Origin of the sequence: Paenibacillus piri (assembly GCF_004354045.1) — a bacterium.
Classification (GTDB): domain Bacteria; phylum Bacillota; class Bacilli; order Paenibacillales; family NBRC-103111; genus Paenibacillus_S; species Paenibacillus_S piri.
Window position 1 is genome coordinate 201,248 of record NZ_SMRT01000012.1, and the last position, 24,580, is coordinate 225,827.

At 51.9% G+C, this 24,580-nt stretch carries 19 protein-coding genes; 14 read left to right on the plus strand and 5 right to left on the minus strand.

What is annotated here, in order from left to right:
* Window positions 1-49 precede the first annotated feature (49 nt).
* From melA to E1757_RS23115, 3 genes are read right to left on the minus strand one after another with little or no spacing between them, the layout of a single operon-like run.
* A complete protein-coding gene (melA, locus tag E1757_RS23105) occupies window positions 50-1,462 on the minus strand; it encodes an alpha-galactosidase (RefSeq protein WP_133232543.1) in 1,413 nt (470 codons plus the stop codon).
* A gap of 16 nt (window positions 1,463-1,478) precedes the next feature.
* Window positions 1,479-2,531 carry a Gfo/Idh/MocA family protein gene (locus E1757_RS23110; protein ID WP_133232545.1) on the minus strand — a complete coding sequence of 351 codons (1,053 nt, stop codon included), beginning with the start codon at window positions 2,529-2,531 and terminating at the stop codon, window positions 1,479-1,481.
* A 6-nt stretch (window positions 2,532-2,537) separates the two neighbouring features.
* The gene (locus E1757_RS23115; RefSeq protein WP_246079423.1) at window positions 2,538-3,668 is read right to left on the minus strand and encodes an FG-GAP repeat domain-containing protein; all 1,131 of its coding nucleotides are present in this window, start codon (window positions 3,666-3,668) and stop codon (window positions 2,538-2,540) included.
* Between the two features lie 102 nt (window positions 3,669-3,770).
* On the opposite strand from E1757_RS23115, the gene E1757_RS23120 reads away from it, so the two are divergent.
* From E1757_RS23120 to ybaK, 13 genes are all read left to right on the plus strand, one after another.
* Window positions 3,771-4,613: a helix-turn-helix transcriptional regulator gene (locus E1757_RS23120; protein WP_165972251.1), complete on the plus strand. Its 843-nt coding sequence runs from the start codon at window positions 3,771-3,773 to the stop codon at window positions 4,611-4,613.
* A gap of 85 nt (window positions 4,614-4,698) precedes the next feature.
* Window positions 4,699-6,453, plus strand: a complete 1,755-nt coding sequence (locus tag E1757_RS23125; protein WP_165972252.1) for a cache domain-containing sensor histidine kinase — start codon at window positions 4,699-4,701, stop codon at window positions 6,451-6,453.
* A 2-nt stretch (window positions 6,454-6,455) separates the two neighbouring features.
* Window positions 6,456-8,066 carry a response regulator transcription factor gene (locus tag E1757_RS23130; RefSeq protein WP_133232551.1) on the plus strand — a complete coding sequence of 537 codons (1,611 nt, stop codon included), beginning with the start codon at window positions 6,456-6,458 and terminating at the stop codon, window positions 8,064-8,066.
* Between the two features lie 145 nt (window positions 8,067-8,211).
* Entirely contained in the window at window positions 8,212-9,810 is a 1,599-nt protein-coding gene (locus E1757_RS23135; protein ID WP_133232553.1) for an extracellular solute-binding protein, read from the plus strand.
* Between the two features lie 71 nt (window positions 9,811-9,881).
* Entirely contained in the window at window positions 9,882-10,829 is a 948-nt protein-coding gene (locus E1757_RS23140) for an ABC transporter permease (protein ID WP_133232555.1), read from the plus strand.
* Between the two features lie 16 nt (window positions 10,830-10,845).
* The gene (locus tag E1757_RS23145; RefSeq protein WP_133232557.1) at window positions 10,846-11,745 is read left to right on the plus strand and encodes a carbohydrate ABC transporter permease; all 900 of its coding nucleotides are present in this window, start codon (window positions 10,846-10,848) and stop codon (window positions 11,743-11,745) included.
* Window positions 11,746-11,771: 26 nt separating this feature from the next.
* Complete coding sequence (locus E1757_RS23150) at window positions 11,772-13,346, plus strand: sulfatase family protein (RefSeq protein ID WP_133232559.1); 1,575 nt, start codon at window positions 11,772-11,774, stop codon at window positions 13,344-13,346.
* Between the two features lie 124 nt (window positions 13,347-13,470).
* A complete protein-coding gene (locus E1757_RS23155) occupies window positions 13,471-15,252 on the plus strand; it encodes a glycoside hydrolase family 2 protein (RefSeq protein ID WP_133232561.1) in 1,782 nt (593 codons plus the stop codon).
* 309 nt (window positions 15,253-15,561) lie between these two features.
* On the plus strand, window positions 15,562-16,350 hold the full coding sequence (locus E1757_RS23160) for an AraC family transcriptional regulator (RefSeq protein ID WP_246079424.1): 789 nt from the start codon (window positions 15,562-15,564) through the stop codon (window positions 16,348-16,350).
* A 168-nt stretch (window positions 16,351-16,518) separates the two neighbouring features.
* Window positions 16,519-17,745, plus strand: coding sequence for a DUF455 family protein (locus E1757_RS23165; protein ID WP_133232565.1), 1,227 nt, complete (start codon window positions 16,519-16,521; stop codon window positions 17,743-17,745).
* A 59-nt stretch (window positions 17,746-17,804) separates the two neighbouring features.
* Window positions 17,805-19,220, plus strand: a complete 1,416-nt coding sequence (locus tag E1757_RS23170; protein WP_133232567.1) for an MFS transporter — start codon at window positions 17,805-17,807, stop codon at window positions 19,218-19,220.
* A gap of 875 nt (window positions 19,221-20,095) precedes the next feature.
* Window positions 20,096-20,815 (plus strand): metallophosphoesterase family protein, encoded by a 720-nt coding sequence (locus tag E1757_RS23175; protein WP_133232569.1) that lies wholly within the window; start codon window positions 20,096-20,098, stop codon window positions 20,813-20,815.
* 3 nt (window positions 20,816-20,818) lie between these two features.
* Window positions 20,819-21,292, plus strand: coding sequence for a Cys-tRNA(Pro) deacylase (gene ybaK, locus E1757_RS23180; RefSeq protein WP_181956678.1), 474 nt, complete (start codon window positions 20,819-20,821; stop codon window positions 21,290-21,292).
* Between the two features lie 153 nt (window positions 21,293-21,445).
* On the opposite strand, the gene E1757_RS23185 is transcribed toward ybaK, so the two are convergent.
* Both E1757_RS23185 and E1757_RS23190 read right to left on the minus strand, forming a co-directional pair.
* Complete coding sequence (locus E1757_RS23185) at window positions 21,446-21,628, minus strand: hypothetical protein (RefSeq protein ID WP_133232571.1); 183 nt, start codon at window positions 21,626-21,628, stop codon at window positions 21,446-21,448.
* 210 nt (window positions 21,629-21,838) lie between these two features.
* Complete coding sequence (locus E1757_RS23190; protein ID WP_133232573.1) at window positions 21,839-23,350, minus strand: sulfatase family protein; 1,512 nt, start codon at window positions 23,348-23,350, stop codon at window positions 21,839-21,841.
* 213 nt (window positions 23,351-23,563) lie between these two features.
* Between E1757_RS23190 and E1757_RS23195 the strand changes: the two genes are divergently transcribed.
* Complete coding sequence (locus E1757_RS23195) at window positions 23,564-24,505, plus strand: helix-turn-helix transcriptional regulator (protein ID WP_133232575.1); 942 nt, start codon at window positions 23,564-23,566, stop codon at window positions 24,503-24,505.
* The last annotated feature ends 75 nt before the right edge of the window (window positions 24,506-24,580 follow it).

A 24,580-nucleotide genomic window follows, 5' to 3' on the forward strand; every position in this document is an offset into this window, starting at 1 on the left:
ATTTAATTAGGCTTACAGAGCCGCGAGGCGGTATAAATGGAACCGGACATTATTGCGCCAGTTCCCCGAATCTGGAGAAAATAGCCAGCGCAGGATCGATGGGTACCTCGGCGCGCGTAATATGATCGGGAATGGGAATCGTCGGTGCAGGCCTCAACGATTTTCCTGCAAATTGCGGCAGCCACTCTTTCTCCGCCTCCAGCATTTCCGCAACCATGTCGCGAATTTCCTTCAAGGTCAAGACAGAGGATGTAAGAGGGTCCAGCGCGCATGCCTGCACGACCGTTTCGGGATTGCCGGTCTTGGCGGCCAGTACAGCCAAACGCTGAACGTTGATGTTCGTCAGGTTGAGTGCGGCGCATTGCGGAGGGAGCTCTCCGACAATCGTTTGGCGAAGACCGGTCCGGTCGGCAATGACCGGGCCTTCCGCGCAGCATTCGTCAGGCAGGTTCGTGATCATGCCGTTGTTTCTGACATTGCCGTTAAAGGTGAACGTTTTTCCGGTTTCCAACGCTTCAATGATGTAGGCGCAATATTCGACGCTTCGGGGAGGCAGCTCGGCCGTTTCCGCCGAAAGAATATCCTGCTCCTTGTATTTGTTGGCAACATAGTTGCACCAAGTATAAAACGCTCCCGATTCGCCGCCGAAGGAAGGCTCGTCGCAATATAAATCAAGCGCTTTTTGGTTTTTGCGGAACCATGGCACATATTCGGATAAATGCCCCGTCGATTCCGTCATGAAGTACCCGAAATGGCGGAACACTTCGCCTCTGACCTTTTCGTTGGCGTAGTACTCGGGCAGCTCGAATTTTTCCCTGAGCGTCGGATACAAGTCCTGACCGTCGCTCTCCAGCTTAATGAACCAGCCCATATGGTTAATTCCCGCACTGATGTAATCGATCTTCTGTTTCGGAACGCCGACATAGCCGGAGATCAGATCGAGCGTCGTTTGCACGCCATGGCACAATCCGACGAACTTGACGTTGGTCTCTCCCAAAGCCCAGCAAATCATGGCCATAGGATTGACATAATTTAAAAGTATGGCGCGGGGACACAGCTCTTCCATATCTTTGGCCACATCCAGTATGACGGGAATGCTGCGCAGCGCGCGGAATATGCCGCCGGGACCCAACGTATCGCCAATGCACTGGTCGACCCCATACTTGAGCGGAATTTTATAATCAAGCTCGAAGGCGGATACGCCGCCTATTTGGAAGGAGCAGATCACATAATTGGCATCCTTCAACGCTTCACGGCGGTTTGTCGTAACCGTGACCTTTGATTTCAATCCGTTCTTTTCAATGACTTTATCCGCATAGGATTTCACCTGCGACGTTTTCCCTATCGAAGGCGCCATCAAAGCAAACTCGGTATCCTCCAAAGCTGCAGTCGCCATAATGTCCGTCAGCAGCGTTTTGCAAAAAACGATGCTGCCTGCGCCAATGATCGCGATTTTCCTCATTCCAAATCCCTCCATGTTATTGATATCGGGCCATAAAGCGAATATACGATTCCGCGAGTCTGAGGTCCTCCAACGCTTCCTTCGCTTCGCAGGGTGCCGGGCGGATGCCTTGGACGGCAGCGATGAAATTGATCGCCTGTTTTCTCATCGCCGCCATATTCGGCATGACCGGTTGAAAGTGCGAAGGCTGGTCTTTGCCGTTATCGCGCATGATGGATACAACTCCCGAAACCTGGCGCGCAAGAGGCGCGGGCAGGTCGATGCGGACATAGCCTTGTTCGAAACAGACCTGAATGCTTTCATGCCATTCGACGGATGTTTTGTAAGGCGCCATTTCCAGAGTTACCGTTACGCCGCTGTCGCTCTCTCCGGTCAGGAGCACGCCGCTGCGATCCGCATACGTAAGCCGGTACGATTCCTGAAGAAAGAAGCGGATGGCGTTGACTTGATGGATGTAATAGTTGACGAAAGCGTCCAGCTGCCGGGTCTGATGATCGTCGAAGTCTTTCGGTCCGGGCTCCGGCTGAATGGAAGGATAAGGCTCGTCGGTAACGAGAGGCGCATCGGCTCCGCCGACCCAATCGCCCGGCGGCATAATGACCCGAATGTAGCGTAATTTGCCGAGTTCTCCGCTCGTCTTCCATTGCTCCACAACCGTTTTGGCGTATTCCATGGCGGGATCGGATCTTTTGTGATAGCCGACCATGTGCAGAACCCCGTTTTCTTCGCCCAATCGGACGAGCCTTTCTCCGGTTTCCACGGTCAGCGATATCGGTTTCTCGGTAAATACAGGAACGCCCGCCTGTAAAATATCCGGTACGATAGAATGGTAATTGCGGAAAGGCTGCGCTGCGACAATAGCATCTACATCGGCGCGTTCCAGAAATTCCTTATGATCGGCATAAATTTGCGGTATGCCGTAGCGTCGGGCAACCAGCTCCGCCATTTGCGGTCGCGGCTCGGCAAGCGCAACGATCTCGCATTCGTTTTTCAGGACTGCATAATTGGACAGATGGGCCATCTGGCCCATGCCTCCCACTCCGACAAATCCGATTTTTATCTTTTTCATGTCAACTCACTCCTGAGGGCCCAAATTTTCGAATAGGAACAAGCCTTCCTTGCCTGGCGCGACGATATCGGGATAGCCGTTTCCGGTTACATCCTGAATCCACATGTAAATTCCGTTCCCGGATGCTTCGCCTGCCGGTCCGTAATCGATGACGTGTTTCTCGAAGCGGCCGTTGCCGATCTTGAAATAATAGATGCCTACCGGATCATCGGCACCCGGATCGAAATCATGCGCCATATACCGCTTGCCGGCGACCAGCTCAAGCTCGCCGTCGCGATCCAGATCAACCAGAAGCAAGTCATGGTACTGGGAGACGCTCATATCGATTTCATGCTTGATCCAGCGCCGCGTTCCATCGGCTTCCAGACTTTGTTCGTACCAGTGCAGCCCGTAGTCATGGGCCTGGCCTACAATGAGATCGCACAGCCCGTTCCCGGTTATGTCATGCCCCAGAATGGGAATGCTTGCCGATCCGAACGAGAATTCGGGATGAAACGTCCATAATTCGTTGAACGGATCTTCCGGCTGCTCCAACCAACCGTCGGCAAGCACGACATCCATCCGGCCATCGCCGTTAATATCGGCAAATCCGAGGCCGTGGCCGCTTTTCAGTCCGTCGTGAATAACGACCTTATGAAATTGTCCGGTCCCTTTTCCCTGATGATCCCGAATCAGCTTATAGAACATCTGGGGGCCGCCGGGAGTATTCGGGAAAATTTCGGGAACGCCGCAGCCGTCGATATCGAAGTAGCGGATCGTTTCGATATTCGGGCTTTGGTCGATTTCGAACGTTTCCCAAAGCGCGCCGCTGTTCCCGGGATTTTGGCGCCAACGGAGGGCGCCGCTCCACCAGGAGCCGGTTATCAAGTCGTTGAAACCGTTTCCATTTACATCCATGGGAAAGTCCGAAAAATCGTCGCGGTAGTCATTAATCGCGGCGATATCACATATCTTGTGTTTTTGCTTGAAATCAGGGCCTTGATACCAATAAGCGCCGCTGACAATATCCAGGATGCCGTCATTGTCGACATCGAACACTGAGCAAGCTTCATAGGGACTTGAGTCCAGAAATTTTTTCTTGAATGTAATTGGCATTTTCGACAATTCCTTCTTTCCGCATTGAAATGATACGATCATGCTTGGAGCGCTCCTGGAAGTAAGTGTATAATAGAACAGATACAATCTCAATGAGCATTGTTGTGTAAAGTACTATTGAATCTTGCGAATTGGGGGATGAACATGTCAGTTTCCACGATATTCAGGAGCATGCCTGTGCTGCTTGACGGCAAAGTATTTAGAATGGACAAGGGACAGCCGTTTTCGTATCCGCTGCATTACCATGAGGAAAATTCGGAGTTTCTGTTGATCGTCGAGGGAGAAGGAAGCTTTCGGGTCGACGGCAAGCCGTACCAGGCCAGAAGCGGGCATTTGCTATGCTATAACCGGACCGTTTGGCATGAGGAAATATCGACCAGCGAAAGGTTCCACGCCATGTACATCGGGTTCAAAGGGCTGCAGATCCGGGATTTGCCGCCCGACTTTTTTCTCGAAAGAGACCGGCCCCAGTTGATCGCGCTGGAAGAGTATTTTATACCGGTCAAGCAATTGATGTACGATCTCATTATGGAGCATGAAAGCACGGCGCCGGAATCCGACGCGATTGCCGACCAGCTGCTTGGCGTACTGATATGCCGTCTCTCCCAGCTTGTCCATTACAAGAAAAACGTCGAATATCGCAAACGTCCCTCGCAAGACGCAGTGCTTATGGCCAAACGATATATCGAGGAGAAATATCAGACGGATATTAATTTAAAAACTTTAGCCAAGCTGACTCATCTCAATCATTATCATTTTAGTCATTTGTTCAAGAAGGAGACGGGGCAAAGCCCGATCCAGCACCTTATAAGTTACCGGGTCGAAGTATCCAAGCAATATTTGATCACCACCCGCAAATCGATGGGCGAAATCGCAGAGCTTGTCGGGTATAAAAGCGAAACGTATTTTCAAAATATTTTCAAGAAAGTGGCCGGCATATCTCCGGGGCGATACCGTTCCGAGTTTTGGAAACATGCTCGTTCATAGCTTAGACGGGTCTTTTCCGCGTGCTAATTATAGCGCTATAATGTACATATATAAATCGCAATATTACAGCGATACGGAGGGTCCCATGCGCACGATACAAGGAAAAATGTTTATTGCGTTCAGCGTCGTCATCTGTTTGGCAATTGTACCGATTGCTTACAGCGCTTACTGGAATTCGTCCAAAGTTATCGAACGAAATGCGATTGCTTACATTTCCGAGCGAATCAGCAGCGCCAATGGCGATTTGCAGTCGATGATCGAGGACGCGGATAAAATCAGCAAAGTGATAACGAGCAGCAAAGATATTATTCAAAACATCGTCATGAGCGGTACGGAAGCCCCGGCCTACGACTGGTTTATGGAAAAAAAGGCGGCGGAAGATTTTTTGAGCTCGATGGCGGCATACAAGCCGTTTATTGAACGAATCACAGTAGCAGGCACAAACGGAAAGCTGTTTCAAACCGGAAACAGACGGATTAATCCGGAGGTCATTGACATGCTGAAAAGCGAGCCGTCGCTGATGCAAAATAAAAAGCATCTGCGGTACGATTCATCCGTGGAAGGGAAAATGATGCTGATCCGTCCGGTTAGCCAGGGAGGGCAGGTCATCGGCTATTGCATCGTTGAATTCGACCCGGGTATCGTGCGGAAAGTGTTTGATATCGAACCGCTTGCAGACAGTATGGTCGCCGTATTGGATGAGTTCCGAAACATTATGTATCATACGCATCCCGAGCTAATTCGCATGCCTGCGGCTGACACAAGCTTAAGGCAAATCATACAGTCCAAATCAGACGGATTTGAAAATAAAGTGGTAACGGTTGACGGCATTCCCTATTTAACCGTTCAATTTTCTTCAGGGTTTACAGGCTGGACGACGATCGGCATGGTCCCGCTTCGCTCCTTGTTAAGCGAAGTGCATAATATCCGCGATCAGATCATCACGATTGCCGCTATCGTGCTTGTCGCCGTTTTGATCGTGTCGATTGTGCTGTCCAATCAAATTACACGGAATATTAAACGGCTGCGGAATGCGATGAGACTCGTTCGCGAAGGCCATTTGAATGCCAGGCCGCGAATCCGCTCCAGCGACGAAGTGGGCCAGCTGAGCGAAATGTTCACCTCGATGATGAGCCGTTTGCAGGATTCAATGAATGAGACGCAGGCCCGCGAGCGGCAAAAGCGCGAAGCGGAGTACAAGGCGCTTCAGGCGCAGATTAACCCGCACTTTTTGTACAACACGCTAAATACGATTAAATATTTGGCCCGCATCCAGCACGCCCGCAATATCGAGGAAATTTCCGAATCGCTGATTGAGATCATGAGGTTTGCCATCGACTCCTCCCGTGAAATGATCACCATCCGGGAGGAACTGGAGCAGGTGAACCGGTATATAAGCATCCAGAAGTTTAAGTTTTTGGATCGGCTGACGGTTGTTGCCGATACGGAAGAAACTGTACTGGATTGTTTGATTCCCAAGCTGACCCTGCAGCCTGTAGTTGAAAACGCGCTGCACCACGGCTTGGGCGGATCGACGGCCCAAGGCACAGTGAGGATTCGTATTTATGGAGAGGGCCGGGAACGGGTCAAGCTGGATGTGACCGATAACGGAACGGGAATTTCAGAGGAACAAATTGCGGATATTTTGAACAATGAACCCGGAAACGGAGCAGGAACGGATGCCGTGCAGTCCCGATCCAACGCTGGCATCGGGCTTAAAAATGTGAACGAACGGATCAAGTTTGCTTTTGGCGACAAGTACGGACTGTCTTTGTACAGTCAACCGGGGGAATTTACAACGGTGGAATTGACGTTGCCCCAGCAAAGGAGGCTTGGCTGACGATGCGATGGACAGTTATGACGGTTGATGATGAGCTGTTGGTACGCAATCATTTGCGGTCTCTAATTCGCTGGGAGCAGCATGGCTTTGCGCTTTGCGACGAAGCCGGGGACGGGACGGAAGCGATGCGAATCATGGAGGAACAACGCCCTCATTTGGTCATTGTGGATATGAATATGCCGGGAATCGACGGGGTTGAACTGATTGAGCATATATCTGTACACCATGCTTCTACAAAAGTAATTGCTTTAAGCAGCTACGATTCGTTCGATTATGTCAGAGGATCGCTCCGCTTCGGCGCCGTCGACTATTTGCTGAAGCACAGGCTGAACGCCGAAGCTTTGACCGCCGTATTGAATAAGGTGCGAAGCATGCTTGAAGCGGAGGCGAGACATAGGCGGCAGCTTGCGAAAGAGCATAAGCAATGGGAGACGGCGAGCCCCGCCCTGGCCCAAAACTATATGCGCGAGCTGCTGCTGGGCATCTCTCCCGACCTGCGCACCGTCTCCGAGCATTTTCATGAAATGGTGTTCGGCTCGGGATCGGACAAGCAGAGGTTTATGCTGTTTATCGTGCAGTGCTTTAATTATGAGCTGATCTCAGCCCGGATGACGGAGCAGGAGCTGTCATTGTTTATTCGTTCGATCACCGATTTTTGCCAGCAAATTATCGGGGAGTCCGGCACAGGCTGCACGGTATATATGGAGCGGGGAAAGTTTGCCGTGCTGCTTTCGCTTCATGACGAGCGCAGCGAGCACAAGCTGCTGCAATATGCGAGCAGTTGCATATCGCGGTTGGAAAAGTCGATGGAGCTGTACTTTAACCTGTCCGCCGTCTTCGTGCAAAGTCCGGTGCTGCATGAGATCGGCCGCATTTCAGGGACATATCGCGAGCTGCTGCGCAAGCTGGAATCCTGGGACGGAGAGGACCTGAACCGGGACGATGCGGCACCGGCCGTTCCTTGCGTCTCTATTCGCCAAGAGAAGGAGCTGCTGTCCGCCATGGATTCGCTCCAGGCCGGCGAGGCGGCCAGCGTGGTGCGGGATGTGTTCGCATGCTTGCCGGCAGATGCGGGGCGGGCGGCATCCGCAGGCGTTCGCGCGGTTACGGAGCTGCTGCAGATCGCCGCAAAAATAGCGAAGAAGGCAGGCGCAGCCGCTGATTGGATTTTCCTCGAAATGGCGGCTTTGCAGAAGCAGCCGATTAACGCGAACCGGGCGTCGGAGGCGGTATCTGCGGTATACGGCCGCTTGGCCGGAGAGCTCCGCAAGGCCAGAACCGACGCCGGGCACTCCCGTTATGTAGGCCAGGCGCTTGAGCTGGTGCGGTTGCATTACCAAGCAGGCTTGACGTTGGAGGAAACCGCGGAACGGCTCGGCATAACGGCAGCTTATTTGAGCCGGCTGTTCAAGGAGGAAATGGGCCGGACCTTCACGGAACATATGACGGAGTACCGGATCGAACGGAGCCGGCAGCTCATTCGCGAAGGAGCCTGTACGGTCAAGGAAATATACAGCAAAGTCGGCTTCAACAGCTACAGCTATTTTATAAAAGTATTTAAAGACGCCACCGGAGAGACGCCGTACAATTATGCCAAACGGATGAGAATATAAGATATCAAATATTTGCTACGATTGTGCAAAAATGTGCAACGCACCGCCCTTTCAACCCGCATTATACTAAAACAGATTCCCGTCGAAAGCCCTTACAATAATAGAGCTTCGGGAAAAAATCTTCAAATCGAAGGGGTTGTATCCAATGAGGGCCAACAACAATACAAGGTTCCTGCTGCTCGCCGCTTCTATCGCGATGACCGGTTTAATGCCGGCATGCAGCGGGCAGCCGGGCGGCGTCAGTGACCCTGCCGCATCTGCTAAAGTGGATGACAGGTTTAACCAAAGCGGCTTTCCGATCGTCAAAGAGCCTGTTTCTTTGAAGGTGTTCGGCTGTAAAGATCCGAACCATGCCGATTGGAAGGATGTGCTTGTTTTAAAGGAGTACGCCAAAAAAACGAACATGAACATGCAGTATGAGGAGACGCCTGCGCAGGGCTGTGACGAGAAGCGAAATTTGCTGTTCGCGGCCAATGAGCTTCCGGACGTATTTCTGAGAGCTAACTTGAGCAATACGGACATTTCCCGTTACGGCATGCAGGAAGGGATGCTGATTCCGCTGGAAGGGCTTATCGATAAATATGCGCCCAACCTGAAAAGCTTGTTCGACAAATATCCGGATGCGAGAAAGTCGGTAACGGCAGCGGACGGGCACATTTATACGCTGCCGGCCATCCGCTTGCTCAGCTCGGGCCGGACCGACAAAATCTGGATCAACAAAACATGGCTGGATAAATTAAACATGAAGGCTCCGACGACACCGGACGAATTGGTTGCATTGCTTAAAGCTTTCCGCGATCAGGATCCGAACGGCAACGGAGAAAAGGATGAAATACCATTAGGGCTGCGGGATATGGGGATGGTGTTCAGCACCTTTACCGGTTCCTGGGGACTCGACAGGCAAATGGGCTATAACATTAACATTAAAGATGACAAGGTGCATATTTGGCTTGCCGATGAACGGTTCAAGGAGCTGCTCATATTCCTGAACAAGCTGTACAGCGAAAAGCTGTTGTATAAAGATTTTTATTTGGGCGATCTTCCGAAATGGCGGAGCAATCTGTCCCAGGCCAAGATCGGCATGTTCTTCATCCAGGCCTCGGATCCGTTCACCAAGGTGGAGGGTCAGTTTACCGGCATGGCGCCGATTAAAGGGCCGCATGGAGATCAGAGCTACAGCGCTTCGGGGCCGCTTGCTTCGCCGATCGGCACCTTCGCCATTACGAAGGAAAACAAGAGTCCTGAAGCGACGATCCGTTGGGTCGACTATTTCTTCAGCGATGAAGGCAGCATTTTTTATCAATACGGCATTGAAGGCCAGACGTTTACGATGAAGGACGGAAAACCGGCTATTAACGACTCGATTAAAAATGACTCGCGTGGTCTGATGGCGGCATTGGGACAAGTGAATCTCGTTCCCGGGGGAGCCTTCCCGTTTTTGACGACGGACAAGACAGGCAATATTGTGGAAAACGAGAAGACGCAAGAGGTCAGCAAGTTTGTGGAACCGTTTATTCCGAAAACGATCTACGGACCGCCGATATTCGATAAAGCGACGACGGATGAAATTGTTCCGATTAAAACCGACATTGACAAATATATTAATGAATCTATCGCTAAATTTATTATCGGAGAGCTCAGCTTTGATAAATGGGGCGAATACGCGGCCACGTTGAAAAAAATGAAGCTCGACGAGCTTGAGAAGGCATACCAGAAGGCTTACGAATCGCTCAATAAAAAATAATGGTTCGCGGCCGGGTAAAAATCGGTTGAATCCGGCCTCTTGTACGATCGAATCAGGGGAGGACATCCTTTATGAATGCAGAGACAGAAGCGGCGGCGGTTGGATGGAAACCCAAAAATGCGCTGCTAAAGCGAATGCGGGTCCGCTATGAATTATACGTCATGCTGTTTCTTCCGCTGCTCTGGTATGCCGTGTTCAAATATATTCCGATGTACGGGATCGTGATCGCCTTTAAAGATTTTTCAGCGTCCAAAGGCATATTGGGAAGTCCGTGGGCGGGACTCAAACATTTTGAGCGTTTTTTCGAATCGTCCTACTTTTGGGATTTGGTCTGGAATACATTATCGCTCAGCTTGTATTCGCTTGCGTTAGGCTTTCCGATTCCGATCCTGCTTGCGTTAATTATTAATGAGCTGCAAAAAAAATGGTTCCGGAAATGGCTGCAAAATGTAACGTATATTCCGCATTTTTTATCGTTGGTCGTGATCGTCGGCATGCTGAACATTTTTTTGCATCCGCAAACAGGCAAAGTAAACCAGTTGATCTCGTTTCTCGGGGGATCGCCGGTCGAATTTATGAGCAAGGCGGAATGGTTTCAAACGGTGTTCGTCACCTCGGGCGTGTGGCAGCATATGGGCTGGGGCTCGATTATTTACTTGGCTGCGCTGAACGGCATTGATCCGACCTTGTACGAGGCGGCCAAGATGGATGGCGCTACGCGGCTTCAACGCGTGTTCCATGTCTCTATTCCGGGCATTATGCCGACAATCATCATATTATTTATATTGCAAATCGGTAATTTGATGGATGTCGGTTTTGAAAAAGCGCTGCTGATGCAAAATGCGTTAAATGCCAGCAAGAGCGACATTATCGCCACCTTTGTTTATAAAAACGGGATTCAGGGCGGTCAGTTCAGCTATACGGCGGCAGCCGGCTTGTTCAATTCGATGATTGACTTTATGCTGCTGATTTTCGTGAACCGGCTGGCAAGGAGAAAGACGGATACGAGCTTATGGTAAGGGAGAGGTTCGGCTTATGCGAGTTTCAACCGCAAGAAGGCTGCAGTCGGTCGACGACAAACGGTTTGACGCCGTCGTCTATGTGCTGGCTGCGGTACTGCTGCTGATTGTCATATATCCGCTGCTGTTTGTGGTCAGCGCATCGTTCAGCGATCCGGAGCAGGTGATTGCCGGCAACGTCTGGCTGCTGCCAAAAGGGATCACGTTGGACCCGTACGTGCGCGTCTTTGAAAATAAATCGATATGGAGCGGCTATGCGAATACGGTTTTTTATGCGCTCGCCGGCACGTCCATCAACATTATGATGACCTTGCTGGCCGCTTACCCGCTTTCGCGCAAAGATTTGCCTGGCGCCCAGCTGTTGATGTTCGTCGTTACGCTGACGATGTTTTTCAGCGGCGGCTTAATTCCGACTTATTTGGTCGTCAAGGCGCTCGGCATGAACAACACCGTATGGGCAATGCTCATTCCCGGCGCCATCGCGACGTATAACCTGATTGTAATGCGCACGTTTTTTCAAAGCAGCATTCCGTTCGAGCTGCAGGAATCGGCTTCGATGGACGGCTGCTCGTATTTCCGGCTTTTATTCAGCATCATCATCCCGTTGTCCAAGCCGATTATCGCCGTAATGGTGCTGTTTTACGGGGTGGCCCATTGGAATGCATATTTTAATGCGCTTATTTATTTGAAGGATCGCAGCTTGTATCCGCTGCAGTTGATTTTGCGGGAAATCCTGATCCTGAATCAAACGGAAAATATGGGCTTTGAGGGCGCCGGGATGTCGGAGCGGGTACTGCTTGCCGAGAGCATCAAATATTCGGTTATCATCGTGTCGAGCTTGCCGGTTCTGCTTGTGTATCCGTTTGTGCAGCGTTATTTCGTCAAAGGCGTGATGATCGGATCGATTAAAGGGTAACTATAACTAGGACGGAGGTTTTTGAAATGGAACAGGATCAGGCCCGGGAGCAATCCCGGGTTCAACCCCAGGACAGGCCGAATATTTTGCTTATTCAAACCGACCAGCAGTCGGCGGAAACATTGGCTTTATACGGCAATCCGCTTGTTCGGACGCCCCATCTGGAGAAGCTTGCGGAACAAGGGGTCGTATTCGATTACGCGTTTTGCAATTATCCCGCCTGCTCCCCTTCGCGTTCCTCCATGCTGACAGGCCGGTACGCTTCAACGATAAGCTGCCATGCCAACCATATGCTGATCAATCCGAATGAGACGACATTGCCTCAGGTGCTGAAGCAGAACGGATATCAGACGGCATTGATCGGCAAAAATCACGCGTTTATGACTTCGGCCTCGACGGCTGCCCTTAGCTATCCCGGCGCTGCAGGGGAGGAGGCGAGCCTGCTGCACAACGTGTTCGACTATGTGCGTCTGGCCGAGCACGGCCATCTCGTCGACGGCTACCGGGAGGATGAAGGCGTGCTGGCTGCGCATGAATGGGCGAAGCTGAACTGCTGGAGCAGTCCGCTCGGTCACGGCGCGAACCCGGCCCCGCCGGAAAAATGCGGCACGCATTTGCTGGGTGAATCGGCGATGGCTTACTTGCAGGACATCCGCAAGCAGGAGCAGCCGTTTTTCATGTGGCTGTCGTTCCCTGACCCGCACACGCCGTATCAAGCCCCGGAGCCGTATGCCGGCTTCTACGACCCGGCTAAAGTCCCGCTGCCGCCCAAGGACGACCTTACCGGGAAACCGGAAAGACAGAAGGTCGCGCATCTGATGGATGCGATGGATACGGCGGACGATGATCTGATCCGCAAGGTCAGAGCCATTCATTACGGCATGATCCAATTTATCGACGATACGCTCGGGCGTGTTTTCGCGAAGCTGGAGCAGCTCGGTTTAAGAGATAACACCGTCATCGTCTTTACTTCCGATCATGGCGATTCGATGGGGGCGCACGGGCTGATTCAAAAGCATAACGCTTTTTACGATTCGTTTACGCGCGTTCCGTTTATCGTCGCAATGCCCGGTTACGGGGGGCCGAAACGAAGCCCGCATCTCGTCGAGCTGATAGATGTGATGCCGACGCTGCTGGAGCTGGCCGGAGCTCCAGTTCCATACGGTGCGCAGGGCCGGAGCCTGGCGCCTTATTTGCTGCAGGACGATTCGTTCGTCCCGCGGGAATATGCGGTCATCGAGAGCGGGGAGGAAGGCGAGCCGATTCGCCTGTCGGATATTACGGTGCGGCCGGAGCATCCGTTCGATGACCGATATTTTGTCTGGTGCGCATACCGCGATGCATGGATGGGAAAAGGCAAATGCATACGCACGCATGATTGGAAGCTCAACATTTATGCAAACGGCGATGGGGAGCTTTACGATCTCCGCAATGATCCCGACGAGCTGCACAATTTGTTCAACGAATCCAATTATGAGCAAATCCAAATCGAATTGGAGCGCAAGCTGCTGCATTGGTCGATTGCGAAGGAGGACCGGATACCGCTTAACCGTACCGTTACGCTGAATTACGCCGATGTGAAACAGCAAAGCACAGGTTAAACCGGAGTCAAATTACGGCGGGAAGCAGACATTGAATTTTTATATTTACGGTTTTGAATTTACATTGTATTATTACAATATAATAATTAACATTATAAAAATATAATGTATTAGAGGTGCTGACATGTTAAGAACAGAATACCCCCGCCCGCAATTTGTTAGAAAAGATTGGTTGAATTTAAACGGTGAATGGGAATTTGCGTATGACGACAATGATGCCGGAATCCGGGAGCGTTGGTATGAAGGGAGGACGCTGGATCGGCGGATTCAAGTGCCTTTTTGCTACCAGAGCGAATTAAGCGGCATCGGGGAAACCGAATTCCACGACATCGTTTGGTACCGCAAAGAAGTTCAGCTGCCGTCCGAATATAACGGTAAAACGGTGCTGCTTCATTTCGGAGCTGTCGATTACGAGGCGAAGGTATGGGTGAACGGCAGACTTGCCGCCGCTCATTACGGCGGACATACCCCTTTTTCGGCGGATGTGACAGCGCTGCTGCAGCAAGGCAAGAACGTCGTTGTTGTCCGTGCGCAGGATTACAGCAAAGATGTAACGCTTCCCCGCGGCAAGCAATATTGGGAAGAGAAATCGCGCGGCATCTTTTATACCCGTACTACAGGTATTTGGCAAACCGTGTGGATGGAGCCCGTGGATCGGATCTATTTGGCCAAAACGAAGCTGACTCCCGATATTGACCGCAATGAAATTCAAATCCGTACGTTTATGAACGGTCCTGTCAGTCAAGCCAACACGGTGCTGAAAACGATCATTTCATTCGGCGGCGAGACGGTTGCGGAAGAAGAGACGGTTTTGCGTCATGAGGAAGAAGCCAGAACGGTCAAGCTGCATGATTTTAACGATCACAGCCTGGGCCGGTGGTGGACTCCCACCAAACCGAATTTGTATGATATCGAGTTTGTGATTACGGTAAACGGCCGGGAGACGGACCGGGTGAAAAGCTATTTCGGCATGCGGAAAATATCGGTCGTCGACGGCAAGCTCTGCTTGAACAACCGCCCTTATTATATGAAGCTTGTGCTCGATCAAGGCTATTTCCCGAACGGTCTCTTGACTCCGCCCTCCGACGATGCGATCAGGCAGGACGTAGAGCTGACCAAGGCGATGGGCTTTAACGGCGCCCGCAAACATCAAAAGATCGAAGACCCCAGATACTTGTATTGGTGCGACAAGCTCGGTTTGCTTGTTTGGGGCGAGATGGCTAACGCGTATGCCTATTCGGAGCAGTACGTAACCCGGGTGACGAACGAATGGATGGAAGCGATAGACAGGGACTACAACCATCCGTGCATTGTCGCCTGGGTTCCGATTAACGAGAGCTGGGGCGTCCCGAACATTCTGGTTGATCAGCTGCAGCAATTTCATGCATTATCCTTATACTATTTGACGAAATCGCTCGACCCGACCCGTCCGGTTATATCGAATGACGGCTGGGAGCATGTCAAATCCGATCTGTGTACCATTCACGATTATGAGAGCAGAGAGGAAGTTTTGACCGAGCGGTACTCTACCGTCGATAAAGCCGTGGGCGCGAAGCCGGCCCGCCGGTGGATTTATGTGCCCGGTTACAAGCACGAGCAAGAACCGGTGCTTGTCTCCGAGTTCGGAGGTATCTCGTTCCGCAAGAGCGAGCAGGAAGGCTGGGGTTATTCGGCCGCAGCGGATGACGGGGATTTCGTGAACCGGCTGGCCGCGGTCGTCCATCCTTTGTTGAACAGCCCGGTTGTCCAAGGCTTTTGCTATACGCAGCTGACGGATGTCGAGCAAGAGATCAACGGGCTGCTTACCTACGACCGGAAGCCGAAAGTGCCTCTGGAATGGATTAAACAAATCAACGAAGGCAAAAAGCCGGCGATGGATGGGCTTGGCACCCAGGCTCCGGTATAAATGCGCATATAAAAAGCTTACAGCCTTGCGGCCGCCGCAACCTTTTTTAACCTCAAGGACCGCCTCGAAAAAAAGACGCTTCCATTCCACTACATTTGTGGATATGGAGGCGTCTTTCGTATAGGATCGGGGACGGGTTCCCCGTTCGCATCCACTGCGGCGCATCGCTCGAATTTAGTTCCGAAAATAAGAATTGCTTCTTATATTCGAAGGACAACGGGAAAAAGCGGCTATACGATAAGGATGCAGATAAAGACAATCTCATTCAAGCAAGCGGCTATGAAATCCAATACTAAGGGTGCACGGACAATGAATGGTATCCATTTGTATGAAAGCAAACATACGGAAAGCTATAAGCTCCGCGTTCATTTTCACCATACTTATCAGCTGCTGTATGTCATTGAAGGGCAAGGGTCGGTACTGCTGGACGGGAAAACGCACGATTTGTCGGAAAACAGCGTTGTCGTTATTTTTCCTTATACGAAGCATGCGGTATCCTCGAATTCGCATCTTGCTTTATTGATCCTTACGTTTAACGAAGCTGCGCTTGATAACATGTTTGCCCCTCTGCAGAGGGATGATATCAGCTTTACCGGATCTTTCAAACTGAGATTGAATTCTCTCTACGCCAATGAAACGAGAGGTCTTTTGAGAAAGCTGTTATTCGAGGAAAGGCAGCAGACGATGTTCAGCGATTGGGCGATGAGAACGTATTTGAGCGAAATGATACTCGTCTTGTGCAGAGCGCGGCAATCGAATCATACGAACGATTTTAACAGCTTGAGGGCGGAAAAAATCCGGGCCTATATCGACCAGCATTACTATGAATCTTTTACATCCGAGCAGTTGGCGCAAAAATTTGGAGTTAGCGTCCGGTATACCAATACGATTTTCAAAGACAAATATCAAATGACGCCGGTCCAGTACTTGAACGAAGTCAGACACGGGATCGCCAAGAAGCTGCTGTTGGAAACCGATATGAACATCGTTTCGATCTGTTTCGAGGTTGGCTACGAATCGCTGCCGACCTTTTACCGCAGCTTTAAAAATCTGGTAAGCATGTCGCCGTCCCAATACCGGCAGCTGCACCGGGAATAGCAGAAAAGTGCGGAGATTCAGTTCCAAATCTGATACTTGATGGCTGGAAATGAAAGGAGTTGGAGCTTGAAGCGGATTAAACTGAAGCAGGAAGTAAGCGCATACAAACAGCGGCTATTTTAAAAACGGCTGTAATCATTCGGAAAAAGGTAAGGGAGTGTGAATCGTATGAAGGAAAATGTACGCGAATATGTGGAGGAACGATTGCAAGGGGGGGTGGATATAAGCAAGTCGGTCGAACTGCTGCGGCGCTACGCGTATATTGAGCAAAGCTGTGTCCGGGCGCTTGCCGGCTGGTTCCTCAAAATACCCGATTGGGAAATGAAAATCGAGCTCGGTTACCATCTCTACGCTCATGCCGAACGGTTGAACGAGCTTGGAACGAGACTGGAGGAGCTCCGCGGAGGACGTCATCGGGACGCCAATATTGAACCGGCGCTGGCGCGCGTAGGAGAGGAGCTGATTCAAGCTCCGGACGAGCGAAGCTTTTTGTCCGGACTGGCGTGGATGCTGCGAAATCTCGCCGACGTTTATCGGGAGCATGCGGAAGCCGGCGATTCCAGCGCCAACGCATTGGAAATCCGGATTTTGTACCGGTTATTATCCGATGTGGAAAGAGAGCTGGAGTCCGTGAAGAAGCTGCTGCTGCTGCAATCGTCTCCTTCGGAGGAGGAGAACCGGTGGACGACCTACTTGCAAGAGCTTTTGCAGGAAGCCGGCTGCATCGGAGGGCTGGGAACCCGAATCGGCAGAAAAGCGTTGCGGCCGGAGAAAGCGCTGTTTGAATGGCCTGCTCACATGATATTCGACGACCGGATTCAGCACGATGACTTGGGCAGCTACGAATCCAAGCTGTCGCTTCCGTTAAGGGAGCGTTCCATCGGAGAATTTCAGGTATACTTCAATGAATTTTACGCAGCGGCACTGCTGGCTACCATCATCTTTGATTCCTGGAAGCTGGATGCCCCGCGGCAATATTTTATGGATATCGCCCATCACTTTTGGGATGAGGTTCGACATGCCCAGTTTGGCGCCATTCGCTTGCGCGAGCTTGGAGTCGAGCCGTCCAAGGTCAATATGGTGCTGTTCGAGCAGTCGCAAGGCATGCCGCTGCTGCACCGGCTCTGTTACTTGACGCTGGGGCTGGAAGTATACTTTATGCCGCGAAAAAGCGTCCGGGTAAGGTACTACGAGCAGCAGGGCGATCCGCGTTCCCAACTGTTCGCCGATGTCGACTGGTCGGATGAGTCGAACCATGTCCGCTACGGGAAACATTGGGTGGACTATTTGCTGAAGGACGATGCGCGCAGTATCGAGGACGTGCAAGAAGAAATTACCAAATATATGGAAACCTATGCAAATAATTTACCGGACGGACAGAAGGTTCCCTGGTAGCTGAAACCCGGGAATCGCAAGTACGCGGTGTTCATTAATCAGACGAGGAGACGAAGTTTATGGAGCTTGCAAATCATACGGAAATACCCCCGCGTACGAAAATAATGCCGGGCATGAGCGCGGGCGCAGGCAGTCCTGAGGAAATAGCCGCTCGAATCGAGCGGCTGCCGTTGACCCGTTGGCAGACCAAAGCCCGGCTTATTGTCGGAACGGCAACGTTCTTCGATGCTTTTGACGCTTTGGCGATCGCTTATGCGCTCCCTGTCCTGATCAAGGAGTTTAACTTATCGGCCGGACAAATAGGGATGGTGATTTCCATCGGTTTTTTGGGCCAATTGATCGGCGCTCTGCTGACCGGCTTTTTAGCGGAAAAATTCGGTCGTCTCAGGATGACCATTTATACCATTTTATTGTTTTCGGTGACCGGTTTTTTTGTTGCGGCTTCATGGAGTCTCGGCTCGCTGCTTTTTTTCCGGTTCATTCAGGGGATCGGGTTGGGAGGAGAAGTTCCTCTGGCCGCCTCCTATATTAATGAAATTACGAAAGCCCAGCGTCGCGGCAAATTCGTTCTGCTTTACGAACTGATTTTCTCGTTCGGTCTCATGGCGGTTGCGATTGCAAGCTACTATTTGATTCCGACGTTAGGTTGGCGGTGGATCTTTATTATTGGCGGCATTCCGGCCATATTGACGCTCTTTATGAGACGGCAGCTGCCCGAATCGCCCAGATGGCTGGCAGGCGTAGGACGAGCCAAGGATGCGGATCAAGCTATGACATTTATCGAAGATAATGTCCGGGCCCGGACGAACGGCGTATTGCCGGAGCCCGTTATCGTTCCATTGAACCGGGAGCAGCAGCCCGGCAGCGTTCGCGAACTGTTCAAAGGCGTTTATCGCAAGCGGACTTTGGTGCTGTGGTCGATCTGGTTCACGTCCTATTTGGCTTTTTACGGAGTAAGCACATGGGTGCCGTCGATTTTCAAATCGGTGTTTAATCTTTCTGTCGAACAATCTTTGCTGTATGGACTCGTCCTTATATTGGCCGGTGTCGTCAGCGCTTTCATCTGCGCATTGACGATTGATATCGTCGGCCGAAAAGCATGGATAACGAGTTCGATGCTGCTGGGAGCGGCAAGCTTTATTACGCTTTGGCTGATCGGGGCCAAAACGCCGGCTCAGGTGTTGATCTGGGCTTCCATAGGCTACGCGTGGGTGGCTGTCGTCACGATGGCTGTATATTTGTATACGCCGGAGCTGTACCCGACCCGGATGAGAGCGTTGGGGACGAGTCTGGCCAGTGCCTGGCTGCGTCTTTCCTCGATTATCGGACCGACGTATGTCGGATTCATTTTGACCAATTCATCCATTTCGTACGTATTTTTGGGATTCGGCGTCGTTTCGCTTGCCGGAGGCATCATATTCGGTTTGTTCGGGATCGAAACGAAGGGCAAAAGCTTGGAGGAGCTTTCTCCTTAAAAAGCGATCTTGCAAGCGTGACACTCTGGGTGGCAGCACTGTCATCCATCCTGCAAGCTCAGTAAGTCAGCGAGTTTATACGATATTCGGCGAGCCCCTTCGTCTGCGCGAGATCACCTTGGTGAAATCAGCGTGCAGGCTGAGGGGTTTTTAGTTGAAAGTATAAGATTTTATACTTTGCTTCGCACAACTTTGATAAACGCGCTCGTCCCCCAAGGATGGCGAAGCCGTTTATCCTAGTTGAATAGAAAGTATAAGTTTTATACTTTGCTTTGCACAACCTTGACAAACGCGCCTGTCCTTTAAGGGCGGCGGAGCCGCTTATCCTTGGGCGAACGCTTTATAAATTTAACGCAATGCCCAGAGTATAGGGTATGGCCGTGGGATGGAGAGGCGGTAACGCCCCCTTTGAAGCGCGTATTTGCTTTGAACCGGGGTTGCGCGAATTCAGTAAAAGGCCCAGTGAGATATTGCACTGCCGTTATGGTAAATTTATACTATAAGTTGAACTAAAGAAACCCGCGTGCGTGTAAAGCAATAGAACATACATAATCCAGCAGATGATCCTGCTCCAATAAAACGAAATTCCTACAATAATGCAGGCTTTTTTTATCGAAATGACTTGTTCATAAGGAATTCCTGCATATATGCAGGTGTTCTCACGGATTAGGGATCGATCAGAAGCGGAAGCGGAGAAAACATGCAGTTTATCAGGAATTTAATCACGCGAATTGATGAGCAGAAGAAAAGATGTACAATTGCATCTTTTCCTATCATCCTTTCTCAATCGTTGCTTTGGAATAAATCCTTTCCAATGAAACGAAACCATTAGTTCAACATATACAGACTAATAACTGACCGGAGGGCTGAATCGTATGAAAATTGCTATTTTATCCGATATCCACGGAAATGCGCGGGCCTTGGACCATGTGTTGGCCGATATCCGCACCAAGCAGGCGGATCAAATAATCGTGACGGGGGATATATGCTATCGCGGGCCGGAGCCGAAGCGGTCTTTGGAATTAATCCGCTCCTTGAATGCCAAGGTCATCAAGGGCAATGCGGATGAATGGGTTGTGCGGGGAGTGCGTCAAGGCGAGGTGGCCGATCAGGCATTGGAGATGATGAATCGGGAACGGGAATGGATCGTATCAAAGCTGGATCAGGCCGATATCGATTATTTGGCCCAGTTGCCGACCGAAATCGATACGGTGGTCGAGGGGATGAGGCTGCATCTGTTTCACGCGACACCGGACAGCCTGTTCGAAATCGTCAATTCCAGTGCGGATGATGCAACGATCCAAGGGAAGCTGATGTCCGCCAGGGATGCGCAGGTTTACGTCTACAGTCATATCCACAAGCCGTTTATCCGTTTCATTCAAGGCAGGCTGGTCATCAATACCGGCAGCGTCGGACTGCCTTTCGACGGATTCGCTATGGCTTCTTACGCCACGTTGGAAATAACGGACGGCACGGTCAGAGCGTCCATCGAACGGGTCGGCTTCGATATCGAAGAAGTGATCCGCCAGTATGAGGCTGCGGATTATCCGAATGCCGCGATGATGGCCAAAGTGCTGCGGAAAGCGAGCCTGTAGGTCGTGGCAGCCAAAACGAATGCCTGCCGGATGCTGGATGCTGCGAAAGCGCCTTATACGCTGCATGAATACGATTGGGATGAAAATCAGCTGGACGCCTACACCGTTGCGGAGAAGGTCGGATTGCCCGCCGGTCATTTGTACAAAACACTTGTGCTCAGAGGAGACAAGACGGGGGTCATCATGGCCTGCATCCCCGGGGACAAGGAGCTGAACCTGAAGGCGCTGGCCCAAACGAGCGGCAACAAAAAGGTCGAGATGGTGCAGGTGAAGGAGATTCAAACGTTGACCGGCTATATCCGGGGCGGCGTATCTCCGCTCGGCGTCAAAAAGAAGTATCCGTTCTACCTGCATCATTCGGTCGTCGACGTTCGCCCGGTCAGCATCAGCGCCGGCCGCCGCGGACTGCAAATCTTTTTGGACGGCCGGGATTTGGCCGCTGTATCCGAAGCCGTGCTGGCAGACCTTACATTGTAGAATCGCTTTGAGCAACCGCCGAAACGACGGTTAAATACCGCGAATACGGATAGGATCGTCGAGAATTGTTCGCAACTTTCAAAGGCCCGCCACGTATTCGTGACGGGCTGCAGCAGGTAATGCCCGGCCTGCAATGGCTCGGAACGTATCGGCCTACGGGCGGTGTTTATGGTCCCGCAGCCATTTCAAAAATTGCTCCAGCCAGTTTCCGAAATCCGGAAAATGCGGGAATGGGGGATAGCCGCCACCATTGTGACCGCCGCTGATCGTAGTTTCGAAATGAACGGCGTTGTGGGAGACCACTATTGGCGGCGAATACATGCGGTTTTTCATCATGCGCACGCTCCTTTCATTGAAATTTTGATACAAAATGTATCTTGAATCATTATCGCACAGTCAATTTATGGATGGTGTCGAAATAGGGGAGAAGCGTAAATTTTTTTCCTCTATGTCGGAATGTATGGAGGGGAATGGGAACGCGTTGAACAGCCCCGTCCCCGGGCTCATGGCAAAGGCCGTTCCCATTCCGGGAACGGCCCTTGCCTGTCAGGCGTGCCAAATGCGCGGCATGGCCAACGGCTCTTTGCCCAGCTCGGCCCATATATATTTGAGCAGCAGCTCGCTTTTTAACGAAGCGGCTTCAGGTTCGTCCCATAAATTGTTCAGCTCGAGCGGGTCTTCCTGCAGATCGAAAATTTCTCCGTACATCTGGTTATAGTAAACGGTAATTTTGTAACGTTCGTCCACGTACGTTTTTTGATGGATTGTCGTCGGCTCATGCCGGAACTCGCAAATGGCGTGATCCCGTGCTGCGCTCTTGGTGCCGAGCCAAACCTCGCTCTGGTCGACCCCGGTCATCGCATGCGGAATTTCCAAACCGGCCAATGACAAAAAGGTCGGCGCCAGATCGACAAGCGATTGAAGGGCGGGCGAGGTCCGGCCGGCCGGCACGTTTCCCGGATAGCGGACGAGGAAAGGCAGCCTGATCAAATCCTCGTAGTGGAAGCCGCCTTTGTACTGCAGACCGTGCTGTCCGAAAAAATGCCCGTGATCCGTTGTGAATACGACGATCGTCTGCTCGGCCAATCCCAGTTCATCCAGCTTATCCAGAATACTGCCGACATATTTATCCAGCAGGCTGATCATGCCGTAATATGTAGCGACCAGCTGCTTGCGTTCGCTATCCGGCAAATTCACATGGGAATGATAGCCGTGGATGCCGTGCCCGGATTGCTTCAAATAGCTGAAATCGGGATCATGCTCCTGCGTTTTGCGGAAATGCTCCGGATTGCGGTCATGCTCGCCGGGAGTGACGGCCGGAATCGTCAGCCGCTCGGGATCATACATCGTATCCCACGGCTCGGGAGCGAGGTAAGGAGGATGCGGGTCGAAAAAGCTGGACCAGAGGAAAAACGGCTCATCGTTTTCCTTATACTGTTCCAGCAGCGCATTGCTGCGCTCCGCAATCCATGTATTATAATGAAACCGTTCGGGGATCGGCCATTTATGCTGAATCTCAGGGTCCATCGTACCTGTCGGCCCGACAAAATAGTCCCGCCAGTTGGCGCAGCCGTTTTCCTCCAGCCAAAGCGCGTAATGCTGGCCGACATGGGCCTCGTTCGTATGGTTGCGCGCCAGCTCCACATGATCGAAGCCGTAGAAAGGTCCGTTATGCTCCTTCCAATAATCGAGGTCCTGAAGGAGCGGGTACGCCTCGACGGACGGGTACGCCTCCGTGCTTTTTAACGGCTGAAAGTGGGCTTTGCCCACAAGCGCCGTCCGGTACCCGGCCTTGCTGAAATCGTCGCCTACCGTATGACGGTCTTCGAGCAGCTTCGTACCGAGCGTCCACGCACCATGCTGGCTCGGATACATGCCGGTCACGATCGACGCGCGGGTCGGCGTGCAGGTCGGATTCGGACAGTAGGCTCTTGTGAAGGTCGTGCCTTCGCGCACCAGCCTGTCCAAATTAGGCGTCTTCAGCTCGGGCTGAAAAGCGCCGATTGTATTCCAATGCTGCTGATCGCTCGTAATCAGCAAAATGTTCGGACGATTCATGGAATCCTCTCCTTGTGAATGATGTTGCGACACCTAAGTTTAACTCAGCTTAAAATCCGGCGAATAAATGTTTGGCATAGATTGATTTCTACAGTATAGCTTGACTCGGCCGCCGCCGGAATGACACAATGTATTTAGCAAAATGTTGGTTTATCAAGGCCGGAGTCGAATAGGGCGCACATCGGATCGGGCTTGAAATAAGGAGAGGTGCGGATGCAGGAATACAGCGGTGAATTCGCTGAATTTTGGTATAATGTGCCGACCGCGCTGGAGAAGGCGGGGGCGCTGTGGCTCGTTCGTTCGGGGCGGAATATCGCGAAGCCGGGCTATGCCGTAGGACCGAAGGTCATTGATTGCTACGGATTTCATTTTATTATGGAAGGGAAAGTCCGGCTTGAGTATAACGGCGAATCGCAGCTGCTGCAAAAGAACGATTTGTTCTGCCTGATGCCGCATATTTCTTATTATTATCGCATGGCTCCTTCGGTCCAAAGCCTGCGAATGGTCTGGATTACGCTCGACGGCGGCCAGCTGCCGGAGCTGCTGGCGCGAATCGGGCTGAATGCGGGCGTGCCGTATATAAGAGGAGCGATCGGCCGCTCCGTCCGCAGGGCGCTGGCGCATCTTGTCGCCGGATCGTCCGCCGGCGCGGCGGCGGATCCGCTGCTGAGGCAAAGCGAGCTGCTCCGCTTGTTCGCGCTGCTCGGCGGCGCGGCAAGCGCAGGCCGGCCGAAGCTGGCGACGCAGCCGCTGACGCCGCAGGATGGCGAAGCGGCTGCGGGAGTTGACGAGGCGGAGCCGCGCCGCCGGCAGCAGGCGAAGCAGCTGCCCAGCCGCTGGCTGGCGGAAGCCGTTGCTTATATCCGGCTGCATTATACGGAGCCGTTAAGCATTGCGGAGCTGGCCGCGACGGCCGGCGTTCACCGCTCCCATTATTCTTCCATGTTCGCGAAGGAGGCGGGATATTCGCCTCAGCGGCTGATCCTTCGCCTGCGGATGGAGAAGGCGGTTTCCCTGCTTGCGGCAGATACGCTGACAATTACGGAAACGGCGCTTTCGGTCGGCTATCCAGATGTGTATTCGTTTTCCCGCGCGTTTAAGAAGTATTACGGCAAACCGCCGAGCGATTGGCGCGGGATGCGGCAGCAATCATAAATTGGATTCCTGCCGCAGGTGTCGTACTAAAGATATATAGCTGTAGGGAAATCATGGAATTACCTGCAAATAAAC